General features: G+C 70.2%; 17 protein-coding genes and 2 riboswitches. Of the genes, 12 read left to right on the top strand and 5 right to left on the bottom strand.

The genetic code is table 11. The features are described 5' to 3' along the window. Positions 1–36: 36 nt before the first annotated feature. A riboswitch (glycine riboswitch) is annotated at positions 37–137 on the bottom strand. After that, a riboswitch (glycine riboswitch) is annotated at positions 138–240 on the bottom strand. Positions 241–431: 191 nt separating this feature from the next. The 3 genes from aqpZ to AC4D12_RS11025 all read left to right on the top strand — a co-directional run bounded on the left by aqpZ (position 432) and on the right by AC4D12_RS11025 (position 2695). Then, positions 432–1169, top strand: a complete 738-nt coding sequence (gene aqpZ / locus AC4D12_RS11035; protein ID WP_490949965.1) for an aquaporin Z — start codon at positions 432–434, stop codon at positions 1167–1169. Between the two features lie 151 nt (positions 1170–1320). After that, positions 1321–2370: an SGNH/GDSL hydrolase family protein gene (locus AC4D12_RS11030; protein ID WP_490949964.1), complete on the top strand. Its 1050-nt coding sequence runs from the start codon at positions 1321–1323 to the stop codon at positions 2368–2370. 76 nt (positions 2371–2446) lie between these two features. Then, positions 2447–2695, top strand: coding sequence for a DUF2798 domain-containing protein (locus tag AC4D12_RS11025; RefSeq protein ID WP_490949963.1), 249 nt, complete (start codon positions 2447–2449; stop codon positions 2693–2695). A gap of 9 nt (positions 2696–2704) precedes the next feature. On the opposite strand, the gene AC4D12_RS11020 is transcribed toward AC4D12_RS11025, so the two are convergent. Together AC4D12_RS11020 and AC4D12_RS11015 are read right to left on the bottom strand one after the other, a co-directional pair. Beyond that, positions 2705–3112 (bottom strand): four-helix bundle copper-binding protein, encoded by a 408-nt coding sequence (locus AC4D12_RS11020; protein WP_490949962.1) that lies wholly within the window; start codon positions 3110–3112, stop codon positions 2705–2707. Between the two features lie 134 nt (positions 3113–3246). Next, positions 3247–4167, bottom strand: a complete 921-nt coding sequence (locus AC4D12_RS11015; RefSeq protein WP_490949961.1) for a LysR family transcriptional regulator — start codon at positions 4165–4167, stop codon at positions 3247–3249. Positions 4168–4239: 72 nt separating this feature from the next. Between AC4D12_RS11015 and AC4D12_RS11010 the strand changes: the two genes are divergently transcribed. Then, on the top strand, positions 4240–5190 hold the full coding sequence (locus AC4D12_RS11010) for an EamA family transporter (protein ID WP_490949960.1): 951 nt from the start codon (positions 4240–4242) through the stop codon (positions 5188–5190). A 14-nt stretch (positions 5191–5204) separates the two neighbouring features. Further along, a complete protein-coding gene (locus tag AC4D12_RS11005) occupies positions 5205–5642 on the top strand; it encodes an SgcJ/EcaC family oxidoreductase (protein WP_490949959.1) in 438 nt (145 codons plus the stop codon). A 120-nt stretch (positions 5643–5762) separates the two neighbouring features. Here the strand turns inward: AC4D12_RS11005 and AC4D12_RS11000 are convergent, their stop codons facing one another. After that, positions 5763–7343: an alkaline phosphatase D family protein gene (locus AC4D12_RS11000; protein ID WP_490949958.1), complete on the bottom strand. Its 1581-nt coding sequence runs from the start codon at positions 7341–7343 to the stop codon at positions 5763–5765. A gap of 382 nt (positions 7344–7725) precedes the next feature. Between AC4D12_RS11000 and AC4D12_RS10995 the strand changes: the two genes are divergently transcribed. The 5 genes from AC4D12_RS10995 (at position 7726) to AC4D12_RS10975 (ending at position 11784) form a co-directional block, all read left to right on the top strand. Continuing rightward, the gene (locus AC4D12_RS10995) at positions 7726–8478 is read left to right on the top strand and encodes a GAF domain-containing protein (protein ID WP_490949957.1); all 753 of its coding nucleotides are present in this window, start codon (positions 7726–7728) and stop codon (positions 8476–8478) included. A gap of 57 nt (positions 8479–8535) precedes the next feature. After that, on the top strand, positions 8536–9219 hold the full coding sequence (locus tag AC4D12_RS10990; RefSeq protein WP_490949956.1) for a hypothetical protein: 684 nt from the start codon (positions 8536–8538) through the stop codon (positions 9217–9219). A 68-nt stretch (positions 9220–9287) separates the two neighbouring features. Then, positions 9288–10319 carry an LLM class flavin-dependent oxidoreductase gene (locus tag AC4D12_RS10985; RefSeq protein WP_490949955.1) on the top strand — a complete coding sequence of 344 codons (1032 nt, stop codon included), beginning with the start codon at positions 9288–9290 and terminating at the stop codon, positions 10317–10319. A gap of 211 nt (positions 10320–10530) precedes the next feature. Next, positions 10531–11139, top strand: a complete 609-nt coding sequence (locus AC4D12_RS10980) for a sigma-70 family RNA polymerase sigma factor (protein ID WP_490949954.1) — start codon at positions 10531–10533, stop codon at positions 11137–11139. Between the two features lie 207 nt (positions 11140–11346). Further along, on the top strand, positions 11347–11784 hold the full coding sequence (locus tag AC4D12_RS10975) for a hypothetical protein (protein ID WP_490949953.1): 438 nt from the start codon (positions 11347–11349) through the stop codon (positions 11782–11784). Here the strand turns inward: AC4D12_RS10975 and AC4D12_RS10970 are convergent. Continuing rightward, entirely contained in the window at positions 11754–12554 is an 801-nt protein-coding gene (locus tag AC4D12_RS10970) for a response regulator transcription factor (protein WP_490949952.1), read from the bottom strand. The two genes, AC4D12_RS10975 and AC4D12_RS10970, sit on opposite strands and share 31 nt — an antisense overlap. A 61-nt stretch (positions 12555–12615) precedes the next feature. Continuing rightward, on the bottom strand, positions 12616–14889 hold the full coding sequence (locus tag AC4D12_RS10965) for a putative bifunctional diguanylate cyclase/phosphodiesterase (RefSeq protein ID WP_490949951.1): 2274 nt from the start codon (positions 14887–14889) through the stop codon (positions 12616–12618). Between the two features lie 118 nt (positions 14890–15007). Here AC4D12_RS10965 and AC4D12_RS10960 point away from each other — a divergent pair, with 118 nt between their 5' ends. Beyond that, complete coding sequence (locus tag AC4D12_RS10960) at positions 15008–15802, top strand: class I SAM-dependent methyltransferase (protein WP_490949950.1); 795 nt, start codon at positions 15008–15010, stop codon at positions 15800–15802. A gap of 67 nt (positions 15803–15869) precedes the next feature. Next, complete coding sequence (locus AC4D12_RS10955) at positions 15870–16265, top strand: DUF7793 family protein (RefSeq protein WP_490949949.1); 396 nt, start codon at positions 15870–15872, stop codon at positions 16263–16265. Position 16266 lies beyond the last annotated feature (1 nt).

Here is a 16266-nt window from a genome sequence, read left to right as displayed (position 1 = left end):
GTCAGTAGGGTGCGCGGCGCGCGAGACTGTCGGGTTCCTCCCCGCTCTGTAAGGGACCTGAGAGTTTCCGCGGACCTGGAGTCCGCTTGCACCGTCGGTGAGCGCCGGTGGCTTCCGGGGCTGCTTTCCAGAGTTGCCTACCCGCAGCGGTCCTTCGGCCTGAGAGATTCCTGGGGAGGATTTGCTCCTACGGCGCCCGCCGGTCCGAAAGGGACGGCGGAACTCTCCCGCTGCAGATCACGGGCGTATTCAGTTGGAGTGGGCGCCGGGGTGTGAGCCCGTGACCGCCCCACAGCCTACCGCCCGCCCCCTGCGCCGGGCAATGACGTCGGGAACCCGACGTGGCGCGGATCACGTCCGTGCGCCGTGCGGATTCCTCGTCCGGGCTCGACCTACGGGTGTCCCTCATCGCTCCACGATCGGAAATAGCCATGCACCCCCGCCTCCCAGCCCGCCTGTCCGCCGAAGCCCTCGGCACGTTCGTCCTCGTGTTCGTCGGATGCGGGAGCGCCGTGCTCGCGGCGCAGTTCCTCGACGGCGCAACCGACGTGGGGATCGGCTTCCTCGGTGTGGCACTCGCCTTCGGTCTGTCGGTCATGGTGGCCGCCTACGCCGTCGGCCACATCTCGGGCGGGCACTTCAACCCGGCGGTCACCCTCGGCGCCGCGCTCGCCGGGCGCCTCGAGTGGAAGGCCGTGGCGCCCTACGTCCTCACGCAGATCGCCGCCGCGACCGTTGCCGGCGCGGCCCTCCTGACCATCGCGTCCGGCAGGCCGGGCTTCGACGCCGTGGAGTCCGGCTTCGCCTCCAACGGGTACGGCGAGCTCTCGCCCGGCGGCTACGGCCTCGTGGCGGCACTCGTCATCGAGGTCGTCCTCACTGTCGTCTTCCTGTACGTGATCCTCGGGAGCACCGACTCCAGGGCCCCGAAGGGATTCGCGCCGCTCGCGATCGGCCTCGGCCTCACGGTGATCCACCTCGTCGCCATCCCGGTCACGAACACGTCCGTGAACCCGGCGCGTTCACTCGGCGTCGCCTGGTTCGCCGGTCCCGAGGCTCTCGGTCAGGTGTGGCTGTTCATCGTGGCCCCCCTGATCGGTGCCGCCATCGCGGGCCTGAGCTACAGGGTGCTGTTCCCGAACGAGGAGAGCGTGGTCCTCGAACGGTAGCGGGACGGCGACCGGGCAGATCGTAATGCCTCCTCCCGCCCTCGGGAAGGGCGGGAGGGAAAGATCCGCCGTGCCGACGCCTTCTGGCGCCACCCGTCACCAGTGGGCGCTAGCGTGAGCGCAGTCACACCCACCGTTCCCGGAGGAACCGATGCCGCTTCCCCGCCTGTCCGCCCTCGCCGCCACCGCAGCGCTGCTCGCCGCGCTCCTGGCCGCCGTCGCCCCCGCCACCCCTGCGAGCGCTGCGGGTGAGCCGTACGTGGCGCTCGGTGACTCCTACTCCTCCGGGACGGGCACCCGCTCCTACCTCGCCGACGGCTCGGCCTGCCAGCGCTCGGTGTACGCGTACCCCTCGCTGATCGCGAGCGCGAAGGGATACGCGCTGAACTTCCGCGCGTGCTCGGGCGCCACGGTACCCGACGTCGTCGCCACCCAGCTGGGCGCCCTGACGCCGTCCACCGCCTACGTCTCCCTGAGCGTGGGCGGCAACGACGCCGCCTTCGTCTCGGTGCTCACCGAGTGCGCCAAACCGGCGTGGATGAGCGACTGCAACGCGGCGATCGACCGCTCGCAGGCCATCATCGCGCAACAGCTCCCCGGCAGCCTCGCCTCGCTGTACGGGCAGGTGCGCTCGCGTGCGCCGCGGGCGTCCGTGACGATCGGCGGCTACCCGCGCGTCTTCAACGGCGAGGACTGCAACGCCGCCACCTGGTTCTCCCCCGCGGAGGAGGCACGGCTCAACGAGACGGCGGACCTGCTGAACCGGACGACGGCGGCCGCGGCGGCGAGCGCCGGCTTCGCGTTCCGGAACCCGACGTCCGCCTTCACCGGGCACGCGGTGTGCGACGACGTCGAGTGGCTCAACGGCCTCTCGAACCCCATCGCGGAGTCCTACCACCCGAACCGCACCGGCCACGCCTCCGGCTACGTACCGCTCATGGGGGCAGCACTGACGGGAAGCCGTCTCGCCGTCACCGATTCCACGACGGCGGCCGCGGAGGCGTCCGCGCCGGCGCTCGCCGAACAGCAGCGCAGGTTTGCCGTCCAGGACTCCCGGATCGTGCCGGAGACCTTCGTGCTCCCGGACCTCAAGAGTCCTGCGGCGCGTGCCGCGGCAGCCCGCGCCGGAGTGGATCTCGAGGACCGCGCGAGCATCGACCGCGCGGACAGGGCGGCCGAGGCGCGTCAGAACCTGCGCTGACCCCGCTTGCATCTGCGAGTCGCATCGCACTTCCACGGGCACTCCCAGGGCTGATGCTCCCTGCGAGGATGAGCGCATGCGTGCTTTACTCGGAACACTCCTCGAGTCCTTCGTGGGCTCCGCCCTGATCTCGACGCCGCTCTCCTTCGTGCTCACCGTCTACAACGTGGGCCTCACGGAGACGTTCTGGAGCTCGTTCATCCCCAACGTACTGATCGCCATCGCCGTGGCCACGGTCCTGACGCCCCTCATGACGCCCCTGGCCCAGCGGATCACCCGGCGTACCCCCGCCGACAGGGCAGCCGCGTCGAAGCGGACTGCCTGACCGCATCCATCAGCCGAGGGTGGCGGCCAACTCCCGGCACGCGCTCTCGCAGCGGCGGCAGGCCTCCGCGCAGATCCTGCAATGCTCGTGCATGCCGGCGTGCTGCTCGCACTCGTCCGCGCACGTCCTGCAGGCCACCTCGCAGGCGAGCAGGAGGGCGCGGGTGATGTTCGCGTCGTAGCCGGTGTGCCGCGAGAGGACCCGGCCCGCGGTGAGGCAGATGTCGGCGCAGTCGGTGTCCGTCCTGATGCAGGTGGTGAGCTCGGCGACCATGTCCTCGCTCAGGCACGCATCCGCGCACGCCGTGCAGGTCTGGGCGCATTCGAAACAAGCCGCGATGCACTCGGCCAGCTTGTCGCGGTCCACGCCGCCGAGAACCTTCGGGTACGCGTCGAGCATAGAGGTGATGTGGGTCATGGTTCCGCTCCTCTTCCCTGGCTGGTGATCGACACGCTAACCGCCCGACGGCGGGGCCCACCAGCACCCGGCAAGGGCCGGGACCGGATGCGCGACGGTCCGGATCATGTAAGGACCCCGGGTGCGGGAGCTCCCTACGACGCGGGTGGCGCCACGCTCTCCCGCGCGGCGTCGCGCAGCAGCGCCACGAGGTGGCGGATCCCCGGGCTCTCCGCCATGGTGCGGCGGTGCACCACGCCCACCTGCCGTGCCGGCGTGGGCCGCACCACGGGCACCGCGACGACGGCGGCCGGCAGCGCGGGCCGTCCGAGCCGCGGCACGAGGGCCACGGCGACGCCCTGCTCCACGAGGGCGATGTGCGTGGCGAAGTCGTCGTCGTACATCCTGATGTCCGGGAGACGCCCCAGGTCGGCGTGCAGTTTCAGGAGGGCCTCGTTGCAGATGGCGCCCTGGGGGGTGCTGACCCACGTCTCGTCGACGAAATCGGCGGGCTCCACCTCGGTGCGCCCCGCCAGTGGGTGGTCCTCGCGGACGAGGAGGTCGGCGACGTCCTCGCAGAGCCACTCCAGCACCAGGTTCTCGGGGACGGCCAGGGGCACGGAGTTCCAGTTGTGGACGATTCCCAGGTCCGCCTTCCCCTCGGCGACCCGCGCCACTGCCTCACGGGGATCGTCCGAGGTGACCCGGACGTCGAGGTCGGTGCCCTCGTCCGCGATCCGCCCGAGCACCGGCCCCACCAGCCCCCTGCACGCGGTGGAGAAGGCGACGAGCTGTAGGCGGCCGCGAGGCGCACCCGGGCCGGCCAGCAGGGTGGACTGCAGCTCTTCGAGGTCGGCCAGCATACGGCGGCCGTAGTCTGCGAGCGCGAGACCCCGCTCCGTGATCAGCACTCCGCGCCCGTGCCGCTCGAGCAGCACCACGCCGGTCTGCCGTTCGAGCTTCTTGACCTGCTGCGAGATGGCCGAGGGTGTGAAGCCGAGCGCCGCGGCGGCCCCCACCACGGAACCGTGCTGATGGACGGCGGCGAGCGCCTGCAGGGCTGAAGGATCGATCATGAAGGAACAGTACATGGATCACGGTATTTCTGTGCGCTGGTGCTTCATTGTCATCCGGGCTTGAATGGCATCATGACCCGACGCCACACCCTTCTCGCCCTGCTCGTGGCCGTCCTCTGGGGCCTGAACTTCGTGGCCATCGATCTCGGCCTGCACCCCGCCGGCGGGGAGGACGTCCCACCCCTCCTGTTCGTCGCCCTCCGCTTCGCCCTGGTCGTGTTCCCGTGCATCTTCTTCATCCGGAAGCCGGACATCAGCTGGGCGGCGATCCTCGGGATCGGCACGTTCATGAGCGCCGGGCAGTTCGGACTCCTCTACCTGGCCATCGCGCTCGGCATGCCTGCAGGCCTGGCCTCGCTCGTCCTACAGGCGCAGGTCCTCCTGACGGTTCTCCTCGCGGCGATCTTCCTCGGCGACCGCCCCCGGCGGCTGCAGCTCGCCGGTCTCGTGCTCGGCGGTGTCGGGCTGCTCGTGGTCGCGGTGGGGCGGAGCGCCGTGGCGCCGGTGCTGCCGCTCGTCGTCGTGCTCGCCGCCGCGCTCTCCTGGGCCGCGGGCAATGTCATCGCGCGGAAGGCGCGCTCCACCTCGGGGCTGGGCGTGGTCGTCTGGTCCGGAGCGGTGGTGCCGGTGCCGCTGCTCGGGCTCTCACTCGTAGTGGACGGGCCTCCGGCCGTGGCCTTCGCGCTCACCCACCTCGAAGGGGTGACGATCGCGAGCGCCGTCTACACCGCCGTCCTCGCCTCGCTTGTGGGGTACGGCATCTGGAACCACCTCCTGGCGGTCTACCCGCCCGCCTCCGTGGTCCCCTTCACGCTCCTCGTGCCCGTGGTGGGCATGGCGACGGCGTGGCTCGTGCTCGCCGAGGTCCCGACCGGGCTGGAGATCCTCGGGGCCGTGATCCTGCTCGCCGGCGTGGCGACGGCCATTGCACCGCGCGGCGGTTTCCGCAAGGATCGGGCACCTGCGATGAGTTCCGGCGTCGAACCCCGTCTGGTGGGTACGGGCCGCGCCGCGGACCGATGATCGAAGGGAACACCATGACCGATCACCCCGGCACGGATGCCGTCCTCGCCGCGTACACCGCGGCCGTGTGGGAGCGGGACCTCGAGGCCCTGCTGACCCTCTACGCCGATGACACGCGGATCTTCGACGTCTTCGACCACTGGTCCTACGAGGGCCGGGACGCGTGGCGCACGGCGATCGCCGCCTGGTTCGCCTCGATGGGTGACGAGCGGGTGAGGGTGGAGTTCGACGACGTCCGCACCCTAGGAATCGCGGGGGCGGACGGCGTGGTGACGGTCAGCGCGCTGATCACCTACCGCGAGGAGGGCGGCTCGGCCGACGACGCGGCGAACTCGATGACCAACCGGCTCTCCTGGGTACTGCGGCGGGACGGCGATGCCTGGGCGATCGCGCACGAGCACACCTCGGTGCCGATCGACGGCGAAACCTTCGCCGGTACGTTCCAGCGCTGAGGTTCCGCTGACCAACCGGACGGACCGGAGGGCGGAGTGCGCCGCCCCCCGGTCGGATCGCCGGACCAGCGATGGGGCCCGCGGTCATGCGTCGGACCAGGCGCTGGATCAGGCGCTGGATCAGGCGCGGAGTCCGGGGACGCCGTCGTCGATCCGGAAGGACGCCTTGGTGCTGACGGGCGAGCCCGGCGTGGTGACGTAGTCGAGCACGCGGAAGTCCGCCGTCAGGGCGTCCTTCGTGATGCGCGTGTTCACGTAGCCGCGCTGGTCGTTGTAGAACTTCAGGTGCGGGTTCCACGCCTGCACGGGATCGCTCGTGGCGCCCGTGCCGTCACCGGTGGAGGTGACGGACGTGCAGACCAGCTCGGTCCCCACCGTCGCGGAGTCGGGGTCCTTGTAGTCCACCTTGACGTCGGCCGCCCAGTTCCGGTGCACGTCGCCCGTCAGCACGACGGCGTTGCGGACGCCCGCGTCCACCCAGCCCTCGGTGATGCGGCGCCGGGAGGCGGCGTAGCCGTCCCAGCCGTCCATGGAGACGTCGTCGACCGCGGGTGAGCGGTCGCGGTCCCGCTCGGTGAAGAACACCTGCTGACCGAGCACGTCCCAGCGCTGCGTGGACTGCTGGAAGCCGTTCAGCAGCCACTGCTCCTGCTGGGCGCCCGTGATGCTGCGGTTCTCCGCGAAGCGCTCCACGATGTTCTTCCGGAAGCCGTCGCCCGCGAGCTGGTCGTCGCGGTACTGACGCGTGTCGGTCATGTGGAAGTTGGCCAGCTGACCCCACTGCACCGTGCGGTAGATCTTCATGTCCGGTCCGGCCGGCACGGAGGACGCCCGGAGCGGCATGTTCTCGTAGTAGGCCTTGAACGCGGCGGCCCGGCGGAGGCGGAAGCGCTCGAGCGTGTCGTTCTGCTCGGCCACGTTCGTGTTCTCCGGGATGTCGTCCGCCCAGTTGTTGTCCACCTCGTGGTCGTCCCACACCACCAGCCAGGGGGCTACCGCGTGCGCGGCCTGCAGGTCGGCGTCGGACTTGTACTGGGCGTGGCGCTGCCGGTAGCCCGCGAGGCTCACCGTCTCGGGGCCGGCGTGGTCGCGCGGGTTGCCCGCCGGGATCACGTAGCTGTCGGCACGGTACTCGTAGAGGTAGTCGCCGAGGTGCAGCACGAGGTCCGGCTGGTCCTCCGCGAGGCGGCGGTAGCCGGTGAAGTAGCCGTGCTCGTACTGCGCGCAGCTGGCGAAGGCCATCGCGAGCGCGGCGGGGGTCTCGCCCGGCGCGGGGCTCGTGAGCGTGCGGCCGATGACGCTCTCGTGCCGGCCCGTGCGGAACCGGTAGAAGTACTCGCGGCCGGGGCGGAGTCCGGCGAGTTCCACGTGCACCGAGTGTGCGTCCTCGATGGTCGCGTGCTCGACGCCGCGTGCCACCACCTTCCGCATCCCCTCGTCCTCCGCGACCTCCCAGGCGACGGCGACGCGACGCGAGGGCATGCCGCCCAGTCCGTCCTCGGCGAGCGGGTCGAGGGCGAGGCGCGTCCACAGCACGAAGCCGTCGGGCGAGGGTTCACCCGAGGCGACGCCGAGGGTGAAGGGGTCGGAGCGGACACCGGAGTCGTTGCCGGGCCGCGCGTGGGCGGTCCCCGGGAGCGCGATGACGGCGCCGGCGCCGAGGCCTGCACCGAGGACTGTTCTGCGGGAGAGGGTGGTCATGGTCCGACCGTAGGCGCGGCACTTTGACGAGAGTGGTTGCTCCGGCGAACACTCAGTGAACTGTGGGGTGCACGGTCCCACCCGGCTGACGAAGGAGATCCTGCGATGAGCGCTTTCCCCGGTCGACTGGAAACCGGGGCCCGCGGACGGGACGGGAGGGACCCCTTCTCGCAGGGTGGGTGCGAAGTGGCGCACGAGGGCGCACACTGGGGCTACCCGGCCGCATGCCCCTCGCGGCATGTGCGAGCCGGCCGACATCACCGGAGCGCGGAGTTCCCGGTGCTGCACCCCTCGGACGGTCACGAAGCGTACGGCTGAGGGACCACATGACCACCCCGCTTCTTCGGTGAGAACCCGACACCCGTCCTGAGGAAAGTGTCCGATGCCGACTACCGAAGAATCCCGTTCCGACGCGCACCGTCCCGAGACCACCGCCCGGCTCCAGGAGATGGTCCTGGAGAGTCCCGACGTGCACGCCTTCCTGGCGAGCCTGGCCGGCGTGGCCGCGGAATCCTTCGCGGTCGCCTTCGGCGAGGTGTTCTGCAGCATCAGCCTCCTCCACCCGGGGATGAACAGCACGGTGGCCAGCAGTAGCCTGCAGGCACAGGCCATGGACGAGGTGCAGCACACGTTCGACGACGGCCCATGTCTCCTGGCCGCGCGGAGCGGGCACGTCGTGATGGTCGCCGATTTCGCCACCGAGACGCGCTTCCTGCAGTACCGTGACGCGATCGCCGTCCACGGGATCCGATCGGCCCTCGGGGTCCCGATTCGCCTCGACAACGGGGCGAGCGCCGCGCTCGACTTCTACTCCTCCTCCCCGGACGCGTTCGACGCGCGGGCCATCGCCGTCGCCGAGGGGTTCGCACGCGAGGCCTCGCGGTCCCTGCGCCTGGCCGTGAAGATGGCGACGCTGAGCGACGCGGCCAACAATCGCGCGCGGATCGTGGCGTGCCTGACGACGATCGACCTCGCACGCGGCGTCATCATGGCCCGGAACGGCTGCACCCAGGACCAGGCCCTGGAGTTCCTGAGCCGCACGTCGGTGACGCGGAGGATCGACCTCCGGGACCTCGCCGCGGCCCTGCTCGACACCGTGGGCGGGGGCACGGCGCCGACGACGCACGCCGCGTGACGCGACCGCTGGGCCCGGTGACGTAGTCGCTCGGCGCGTCAGCGGTCGAAATGCGTCATGGTGCCCGCTTCACTGACGGACCTGATGACGGCGGCGGCGACCGTGTGCAGTGTCGTGTTGCGGACGCTGGACGCCGTCTTGAGGATGAGCATCGCCTCCTCCTGGCTGGACCGGTTCTACGCCATCACGATGCCCGCAGCGAGGTCGATCGAGGTACGCGAGCGCAGCGCTGCGGTCAGATTCTCGTCGGCGTCCGTGAGCCGGGCGATACGCACAGCCAGCCGCAGGGTGGCCGACGTCCTCCTCGCGAATTCCTCGGCTTCCCGGATCGCCTCATCGGTGAACGCCGCGGGTGATCCCGAGTACAGGCTCAGTGCACACGCCGCCTCAGACCAGCGGACTCCACACGAACCGTGGGTTCAGGAGGGTGTCCGGGACCACGAGCGGCGCCTCCCGCTCGATCGTGAGATTGCAGAAGGCGAGATCACGGGGCAGTTCACGCTGGAAGCTACCGGTGACGGACTTGAGGAACTGACGGTCGACCGCGATCAGGGAGATGATCGCCGTCGCCACCGAGGAACGGGCGCGCGCCTCGCGGGTCAGGCGGTCGAAACGCTCCTCGTCGCCGGTGTCGAGGAGCCGGTCCGCTCGAGTGAACGGAGCCGCAGACGCTCGAACTCCCTCCCACCCCGTCAGGAAATCACGGAGGCAGTTCCTTCTGCATGCATATGCATGGAATAGGCGCGGCGTCCCGACCGTTCCCTGATCAGGCCCACGGTGGGCCGATCAGCAGACACGGGAGTTGCACCATGGCACGGACACTGGAACTCGGACTCGATACCTTCGGTGATGTCACCCGCGGGCCGGACGGCACCCCGGTCCCCTACCCGCAGGTCATCCGGAACGTCATCGCGGAGGCCGTCCTCGCGGACGAGGTGGGCATCGACTTCATCGGGCTCGGCGAGCACCACCGCGACGACTTCGCCGTGTCCGCACCCGAGACCGTCCTCGCGGCCATCGCGGGGCAGACGAAGCGCATCCGCCTCGGTTCGGCCGTCACGGTCCTCAGTTCCGACGATCCCGTCCGGGTCTACCAGCGCTTCGCAACCCTCGACGCCGCCTCGAACGGTCGCGCCGAGGTCATCCTCGGCCGGGGGTCCTTCACGGAATCCTTCCCCCTCTTCGGGTACGAGCTCTCCGACTACGAGCGCCTGTTCGAGGAGAAGCTGGACCTCTTCTCGGAGCTCATCAAGGAGGGGCCCGTCACCTGGTCCGGCAGCACCCGGCCCGGGCTGAAGGAGCACGAGGTGTATCCGAAGACGGAGAGTGGCCGGCTCAAGACCTGGATCGGCGTCGGTGGGAGCCCCGAGTCCGTGGTGCGGGCCGCGCGCTACGGCATGCCGCTCATGCTCGCGATCATCGGCGGGGACCCGGCGCGCTTCGCGCCCTACGTGGACCTGTACCACCGGGCGCTGACGCAGCTCGGTCAGCCCACCCTGCCCATCGGCGTGCACTCCCCCGGGTACATCGCCGACTCGGACGAGCAGGCCCGCGAGGAGCTGTGGCCGGACAACCGGATCATGCGCGATCGCATCGGCCGTGAGCGTGGCTGGGGACCGACCACCCGCGCCGAGTTCGACCAGGAGTCCGATTCCGGCTCGCTGTACGTCGGCTCCCCCGAGACGGTGGCGCGGAAGATCGCCGCGACCGCGCAGACCCTCGGGATCGACCGCTTCGACATGAAGTACAGCGCCGGCCCTCTCCCCCACGAGAAGCTCATGCACAGCATCGAGCTGTACGGGACGAAGGTCATCCCGATGGTCCGGGAGATGCTCGCCTGACCGACCAGTACGGGCGACGGCCCAGCCCTCCGCGGGCGGACGGCAGCGGCCGTCCGCCCGCCAGGCGCAAGATTCGCGCAGCTCCCCTAGGAAGCTCTGCCGCCGCGCCCCGACACGTGGTTGTCTTGCAGCAGCCACCTCCACGATCACCTGGGCGTCCGACCTCACGGGCTACCGGCACTGACCGACGGGACCGTGGCCGGAAGGTCTCATGCGCACTGCCCCGTTCCCCGCCGCGGCGGAACCCCTCGCGGATGCGTCGTCCCTGCGTGCCGGCATCATCCGCTCGCTCCTCGCGCGCGTGGCGCTCGGCGACGTGAAGGCCTTCGACGAGCTCTACGCGCTCACGTCACGCCGCGTGTACGGCCTGGTGCGCCGGACACTGCTCGACGCCGAACTGAGCGCCGACACCACCCAGGACGTGTTCCTCGCACTCTGGCAGGGTGGCGCCGCCCGATTCGACCCGACGCTCGGCTCGGGGATGTCCTGGATCCTCACACTCGCGCACCGCAGGGCCGTGGACAGGGTCCGCGCCGAGGAGTCCCACCGCTCCCGCAACCTGCGCTGGTCAACGAAGAACCATGAACCGGAATGCGACGACGTCGCCGACGTGGTCGTCCGGGACAGCGAGGCCGACGCCGTACGGGCCGGTCTCCGCACGCTCTCGGCCGTTCAGCACGAGGCCATCCAGCTCGCCTACTTCGCGGGCCTCACCTACGTGCAGGTCGCCGAGCGTCTGGACATCCCGATCCCGACGGCGAAGTCGCGCATCCGCGATGGCATCCTGCGCCTCCGGAAGGCCCTCGCCGAGGAGGTCTGACGCCTCCGGCTGCCCGCTTCGCCCTTTCTTCGGCGTTCTTTCGCCCTTCCGCACCGGCCCCATTGATCGGCATCGCCCAGAGTTGTCATCAGGAGCACACCGCTCCTGATCATCTTCCCGCCGGTTCCGGTCCGTCCGCCGGAACCGGCGGGCAGCATCGGCCGGGCACCCGCCCGGGTCATCGGACCAGCCGAACAGGGAACAGGCGTGACGACTCTCGATCTTCCCGCTCTCGCCGGGGCATCGGACACATCAGCAGCCGGCCACGACGCACCCTCACCCCAACCCGACAGGACCACCGTGTCTCAGCTCCCCGTGCTCGACCGCAGCGTCCTCGACACGCTCGGTGAGGAGCTCTCCAACCGGGAGGGCGCCCTGTATTTCGCCGCGACGTTCGCGCATCTGCTCCCGCAGCGGATCGGCGCCATCGAGGCGGCCTTCGCGGCCGACGACACGGACGCCGCCGTCGTGGCGCTCCTCAGCCTCAACGTCAGCTCGTCGATGGTGGGCGCACGGCGCCTCGAGGAGGCCTCGTCAGCGGCACTCGGTCTCGCAGGGGTCGGGTCAGCGCACTCCACGCTGATCGCACAGCTGCGGACGCTCGGGCTCGAATTTCAGTCGGCGCTCGGCGGCATCATCCGGTAACCCACCCCGCGGACCGTGCGGATGAAGCGCGGGGCCTTCGTGTCCTCGCCGAGCTTCTTCCGCAGGTTGCGGATGTGTACCTCCACGAGGTGCTGGTCGTTCACCCAGCCATCGCCCCAGATGCGCGAGAGCAGGGTCTCCCGCTGCCACACACGGCGCGGGCCGGAGACCAGGGTCGCCAGGAGATCGAACTCGATCCGCGTGAGCGGGAGTTCGACGCCGTCGAGCTGCGCGATCCGCCCCTCCGTGTCGATCCTGATGGGACCGTGGACCAGCATTCCCTCCTCGGGTTCCGCGGTGACGGTCGGGGCGGCAGGAGCGGGAGGAGCCTCGACGGCCACGGCCGCGGGCTCGAGCAACGGCTGGGCCACGCCGCGCACGGTGCTCCTCGGCCGGCGGAACATGGCGTTCACCCGCGCACCGACCTCCCGGGGGCTGAACGGCTTGACCACGAAGTCGTCCGCGCCGATCTCCAGCCCGATGAGGCGGTCGATCTCGTCCTGACGTGCGGTGATCATGATCACGTAGGCGTCGGTCAGCGGCCGGATCTGCCGGCACACCTCCACGCCGTCGATGTCCGGGAGGTTGAGGTCCAGCGTCACGAGGTCCGGCTGATGCTCTCGGACCAGGGCCACCCCCTCCCGTCCCGTCCCGGCCTCGAGGGTGGTGAATCCGTTCATGCCGAGGGTCATCACGAGCAGGTGCCGGACGTCGGCGTCGTCCTCGATGATGAGGGCGGTACGCGCGTCAGGATCGTTGCCGGAGGTCATGAGCACCACAGTGCCAGAAGAATCGAGGGCTTCCGAGCACCTCGCGGGAATGCTTGCAAAGTCATGAGCGGGCGCTCGGGGCGGTCGCCGCGATCCATGGCCCCACGTCCACGGCGGGAAGAGGCACGGACACGTGGAAGCCCTGCCCGAAATCACAGCCCTTGCGCCGCAGCTCCTCGAGCACCGATTCCTCGTCGATCCCCTCGGCGACCACCCTGAGGCCGAGGCTGTGCCCGAGCTCGATGATCGAGCCGACCAGCCCCCGTGCTCTCGACCCCTCGCTCATCGCCGTCACGAAGGACCTGTCGAGTTTCAGCTCGTCCACGGGCAGGTCGCGGAGATAGGCGAGGGAGCTGTACCCGGTCCCGAAATCATCGATCGAGATCTGCACGCCGGCCTCGCGCAGCTGCGCGAGGATCGCCGCGGTGCCCTGCGGCGTGGACATCAGCACGTCCTCGGTGATCTCGATCAGCAGGCACGACGACGGCACGTCGTTCAGCTCGAGCTGATGCGCGACGTCGCGGGGCAGACACGGCAGGATGCACGAGGCGGACATGTTCACGGCGACCGTGAGGTCCAGCCCCTCGCTCCTCCAGATCGCCGCGCGCCGGACGGCCCGCGAGAGCACCAGCGCGGAGAGTTCGGGCATGAGGCCCGCTTCCTCCGCCAACGGCAGGAAAGCGCTGGGAGGCAACTGTCCGCGCGTGGGGTGGTTCCAGCGCACCAGGGCCTCGACGCCGGCCACGGTGCGGTCCGCCAGCCGGACCTTCGGCTGGTAGTGCAGCTCGAACTCGTCGGAAGTCAGGGCCGTCCGGAGTTCCTGCACCGTGCGGAGCCGGAGCACGCCGTCGTCGTCGTCGGACGCCGTGTACACGTGGTGGCCGCCGCGCTCCGTCTTGGCGCGGAACATGGCGATGTCCGCCTTCCGCATGAGCAGGCCCACGTCCGTGCCGTCCCGCGGCGCCAGGGCGATCCCCACGCTCGCGCTCATCTGCAGGAACGCCGACCCCACCTCGACGGGCGTGGCGAGCTCGGCCCGTAGGCGGCCCGCCACCAGCACCGCCTCCTGCTCGGTGGCGCCCTCGAGGAAGAAGGCGAACTCGTCGCCGCCGAGCCGCGCCAGCAGGTCGTTGCTCCGCACATGCCGGGCGAAGCGTTCTCCCACCTGCACCAGCAGGGCGTCACCGACGTCGTGCCCCAGGGCGTCGTTGACGTGCTTGAAGCGGTCGAGGTCGAGCAGGAAGAGCGCTCCAGGGCGGTCGTGGCGAAGTCTCGGAGGCACATCCATGAACAGCGCGCGGCGGTTCGGCAGGCCCGTGAGTTCGTCCGTGCGGGCGAGGGTGACGAGCATCCGGTGGCCCAGGGTGAGCGGCACCACCGCCAGGGCGAGTGCGAGGGCTGCGAAGACGACCGCGAGCATGGGGATGTGCGTCTGCGAGGCGACCACGAGGACTCCGAGGGCGGCCGCCGTGGAGACGAGGGGAGCCGAGAGATTCGGGATGGCGTGACCCCGGTGGCGGCTCCCGGCACCCTTCGCCGCGCCGTCCACCCAGGCTGCGATGGCCGTGAGCCCTGCCACCCAGCCGGCGTCGACGATCGATCCGACCGTGTAACCCTCGATGTCCAGGGCGAAGATGACGTCGGCGGCGGTGAACAGCAGGATACCGATGATGAGCAGCAACCAGCGGGGCCCGATGTCGAGTCCGCGCGAGGCGAGGACCCCGCCGACGGCCGTGATCAGCAGGAGATCGAGGAGCGGATAGGCGACGCTGACGGCCACCTCGAACGAGGCGTCGCTCGCCGGGCCGATCGTCAGGACGGGCGCGAGCAGCAGGGACAGCAGCGACGCCGAGGCCAGCGCCCCCACGACGCTGTCCAGGAACAACGGCCACAGCAGGCCCTTGAGGTTCCGGACCACGGCGACGGCGAGCGCCAGCAGGAGCAGGGGATAGAACGCCAGGTAGGCGACATCGGCGAGTGACGCGGAATCCAGGGCACCTGCGCCGTCGAGGGACAGCACGTAGTAGGCATCGCCCGCGCAGTACGCTGCCACGGCCACCGTCGCCAGGACCACGTCGGGTCGCCGGAAGCGGGTGCGGATGCAGCCGGCCAGGCAGAGGGCGAGGGCGGCGATCTCCGTCGCGGCGCAGAGCCAGCCGTCCACGATCGGGTCGAACGTGTCGGGATCCCCGATGGCCAGGCCCACGACGTAGAGCACGAGCAGGCCCACCATGAGGGCCATGATCACCGTGGCAGCCGGGAACGCGCGACGACCCCTCGCAGCGACGCCGGGATCCTCACGCCGTACGACATCCCTCGTGCTCGCTGTGTCCATGGCTCGGCCAGCTTAGGGGGAAACGCCGTGTGCTGACCTTCTCCCGGGATGCACCGGAGTGTTTCCTGACGAAATCCTCGGTTTCGTCCGCTCCTGCCGCCGTCGATACCCTGTCCCCATGCCCCGCTCCCCCCGCTTCGTCGAGCAACTGAAGATGCTTCCCGAGATCGCGCGCCTCGCGGTCCGCACGCCCCGCGATTCGACGAAGGCGTGGGAGGGCTACTGGAGCCGCGTGCGCGCCACGGGCTCAACGGGTGAGGTGCTCTGGGACACGGAGATCGGCGTCGAGGCGGACCAGTACAGCACGCCGATCACCGCCTTCATGGACACCTCGCTCCCCGTGGTGGACGTGGGCTGCGGGAACGGCCGCTGGACCCGCTGGCTCACCGGGCAGTTCCCCAGTGCGATCGGCGTGGACGTCTCCGCGAGCGCCGTGCGGCGGGCCGGGCAGGAATGGCCCGACGTCCCGGGCCTGTCCTTCCGGACGGTGGATCTCACAGCGCCCGGAGCCGGGCGGCTGCTGCACGGCGAGCTCGACGACGTGAACGTGTTCGTCCGCGGCGTCCTGCACGTCCTGAAGCCCCGCGAGCGCGCAGCGTTGGCCGCCAACCTGCAGCACCTCGTGGGTACCCGCGGCCGCGTGCTGTTGAGCGAGACGAACTTCCCGGGGACCACGCTCTCCTACCTGCAGAGCCTGGGCGCGAAGCCGGGCGCCATCCCGCTCCCGCTGCGCCATGCGATCGGCGGAATCCCCGCGCCCGGGCACTTCGGCGCGGCAGAACGGCGTCGCGCCTTCCCCGACAGCTCATGGACCGTGCTGGACGACGGACCGGCGACCATCGAGGCGGTCCCCATGGCCGGGAGAAGAACCACCAGCATCCCGGCCTACTTCGCTATGCTGGGTGCACGCTGATCCTTGGTCTCACGAGGTGTCGGGGCCACCGGCCCGGAAGCATCGGCGCGTTCTCAGGAGGTGGGCCATGCCCGCACAGCGTATCGACGGCGGCAAGGCCACCCTCGACCTACTGCCCAACGGCATCCTCCACCTCGAGTGGGACAGGGACTGCACCATCACGGAAGAGGACGCGGAGTCCGCGATGGACGCGGTCAACGGCCTCGCGGAGGGCTTCGACCATCCGATGCTCGTCGACATGGAGACCACGAAGACCGTCACCCGCGGTGCTCGCCTGGTCTTCGCGATTCCCTGCGCGGCCTCCCGGATAGCACTTCTCGGGGCCTCGCCCGTGGACCGCATGATCGCGAACTTCTTCCTCGGCGTGAACTCCCCACCGTGCCCCACCCGGTTCTTCACCTCCCGCCACATGGCGATGGCGTGGCTGCAGACCGGCGCACACGAGCACTCCGCCAGCGCCTGAG

It is taken from the genome of Arthrobacter sp. TJ-266, assembly GCF_058269115.1.
This window is presented reverse-complemented; position numbering and strand designations above follow the sequence as displayed.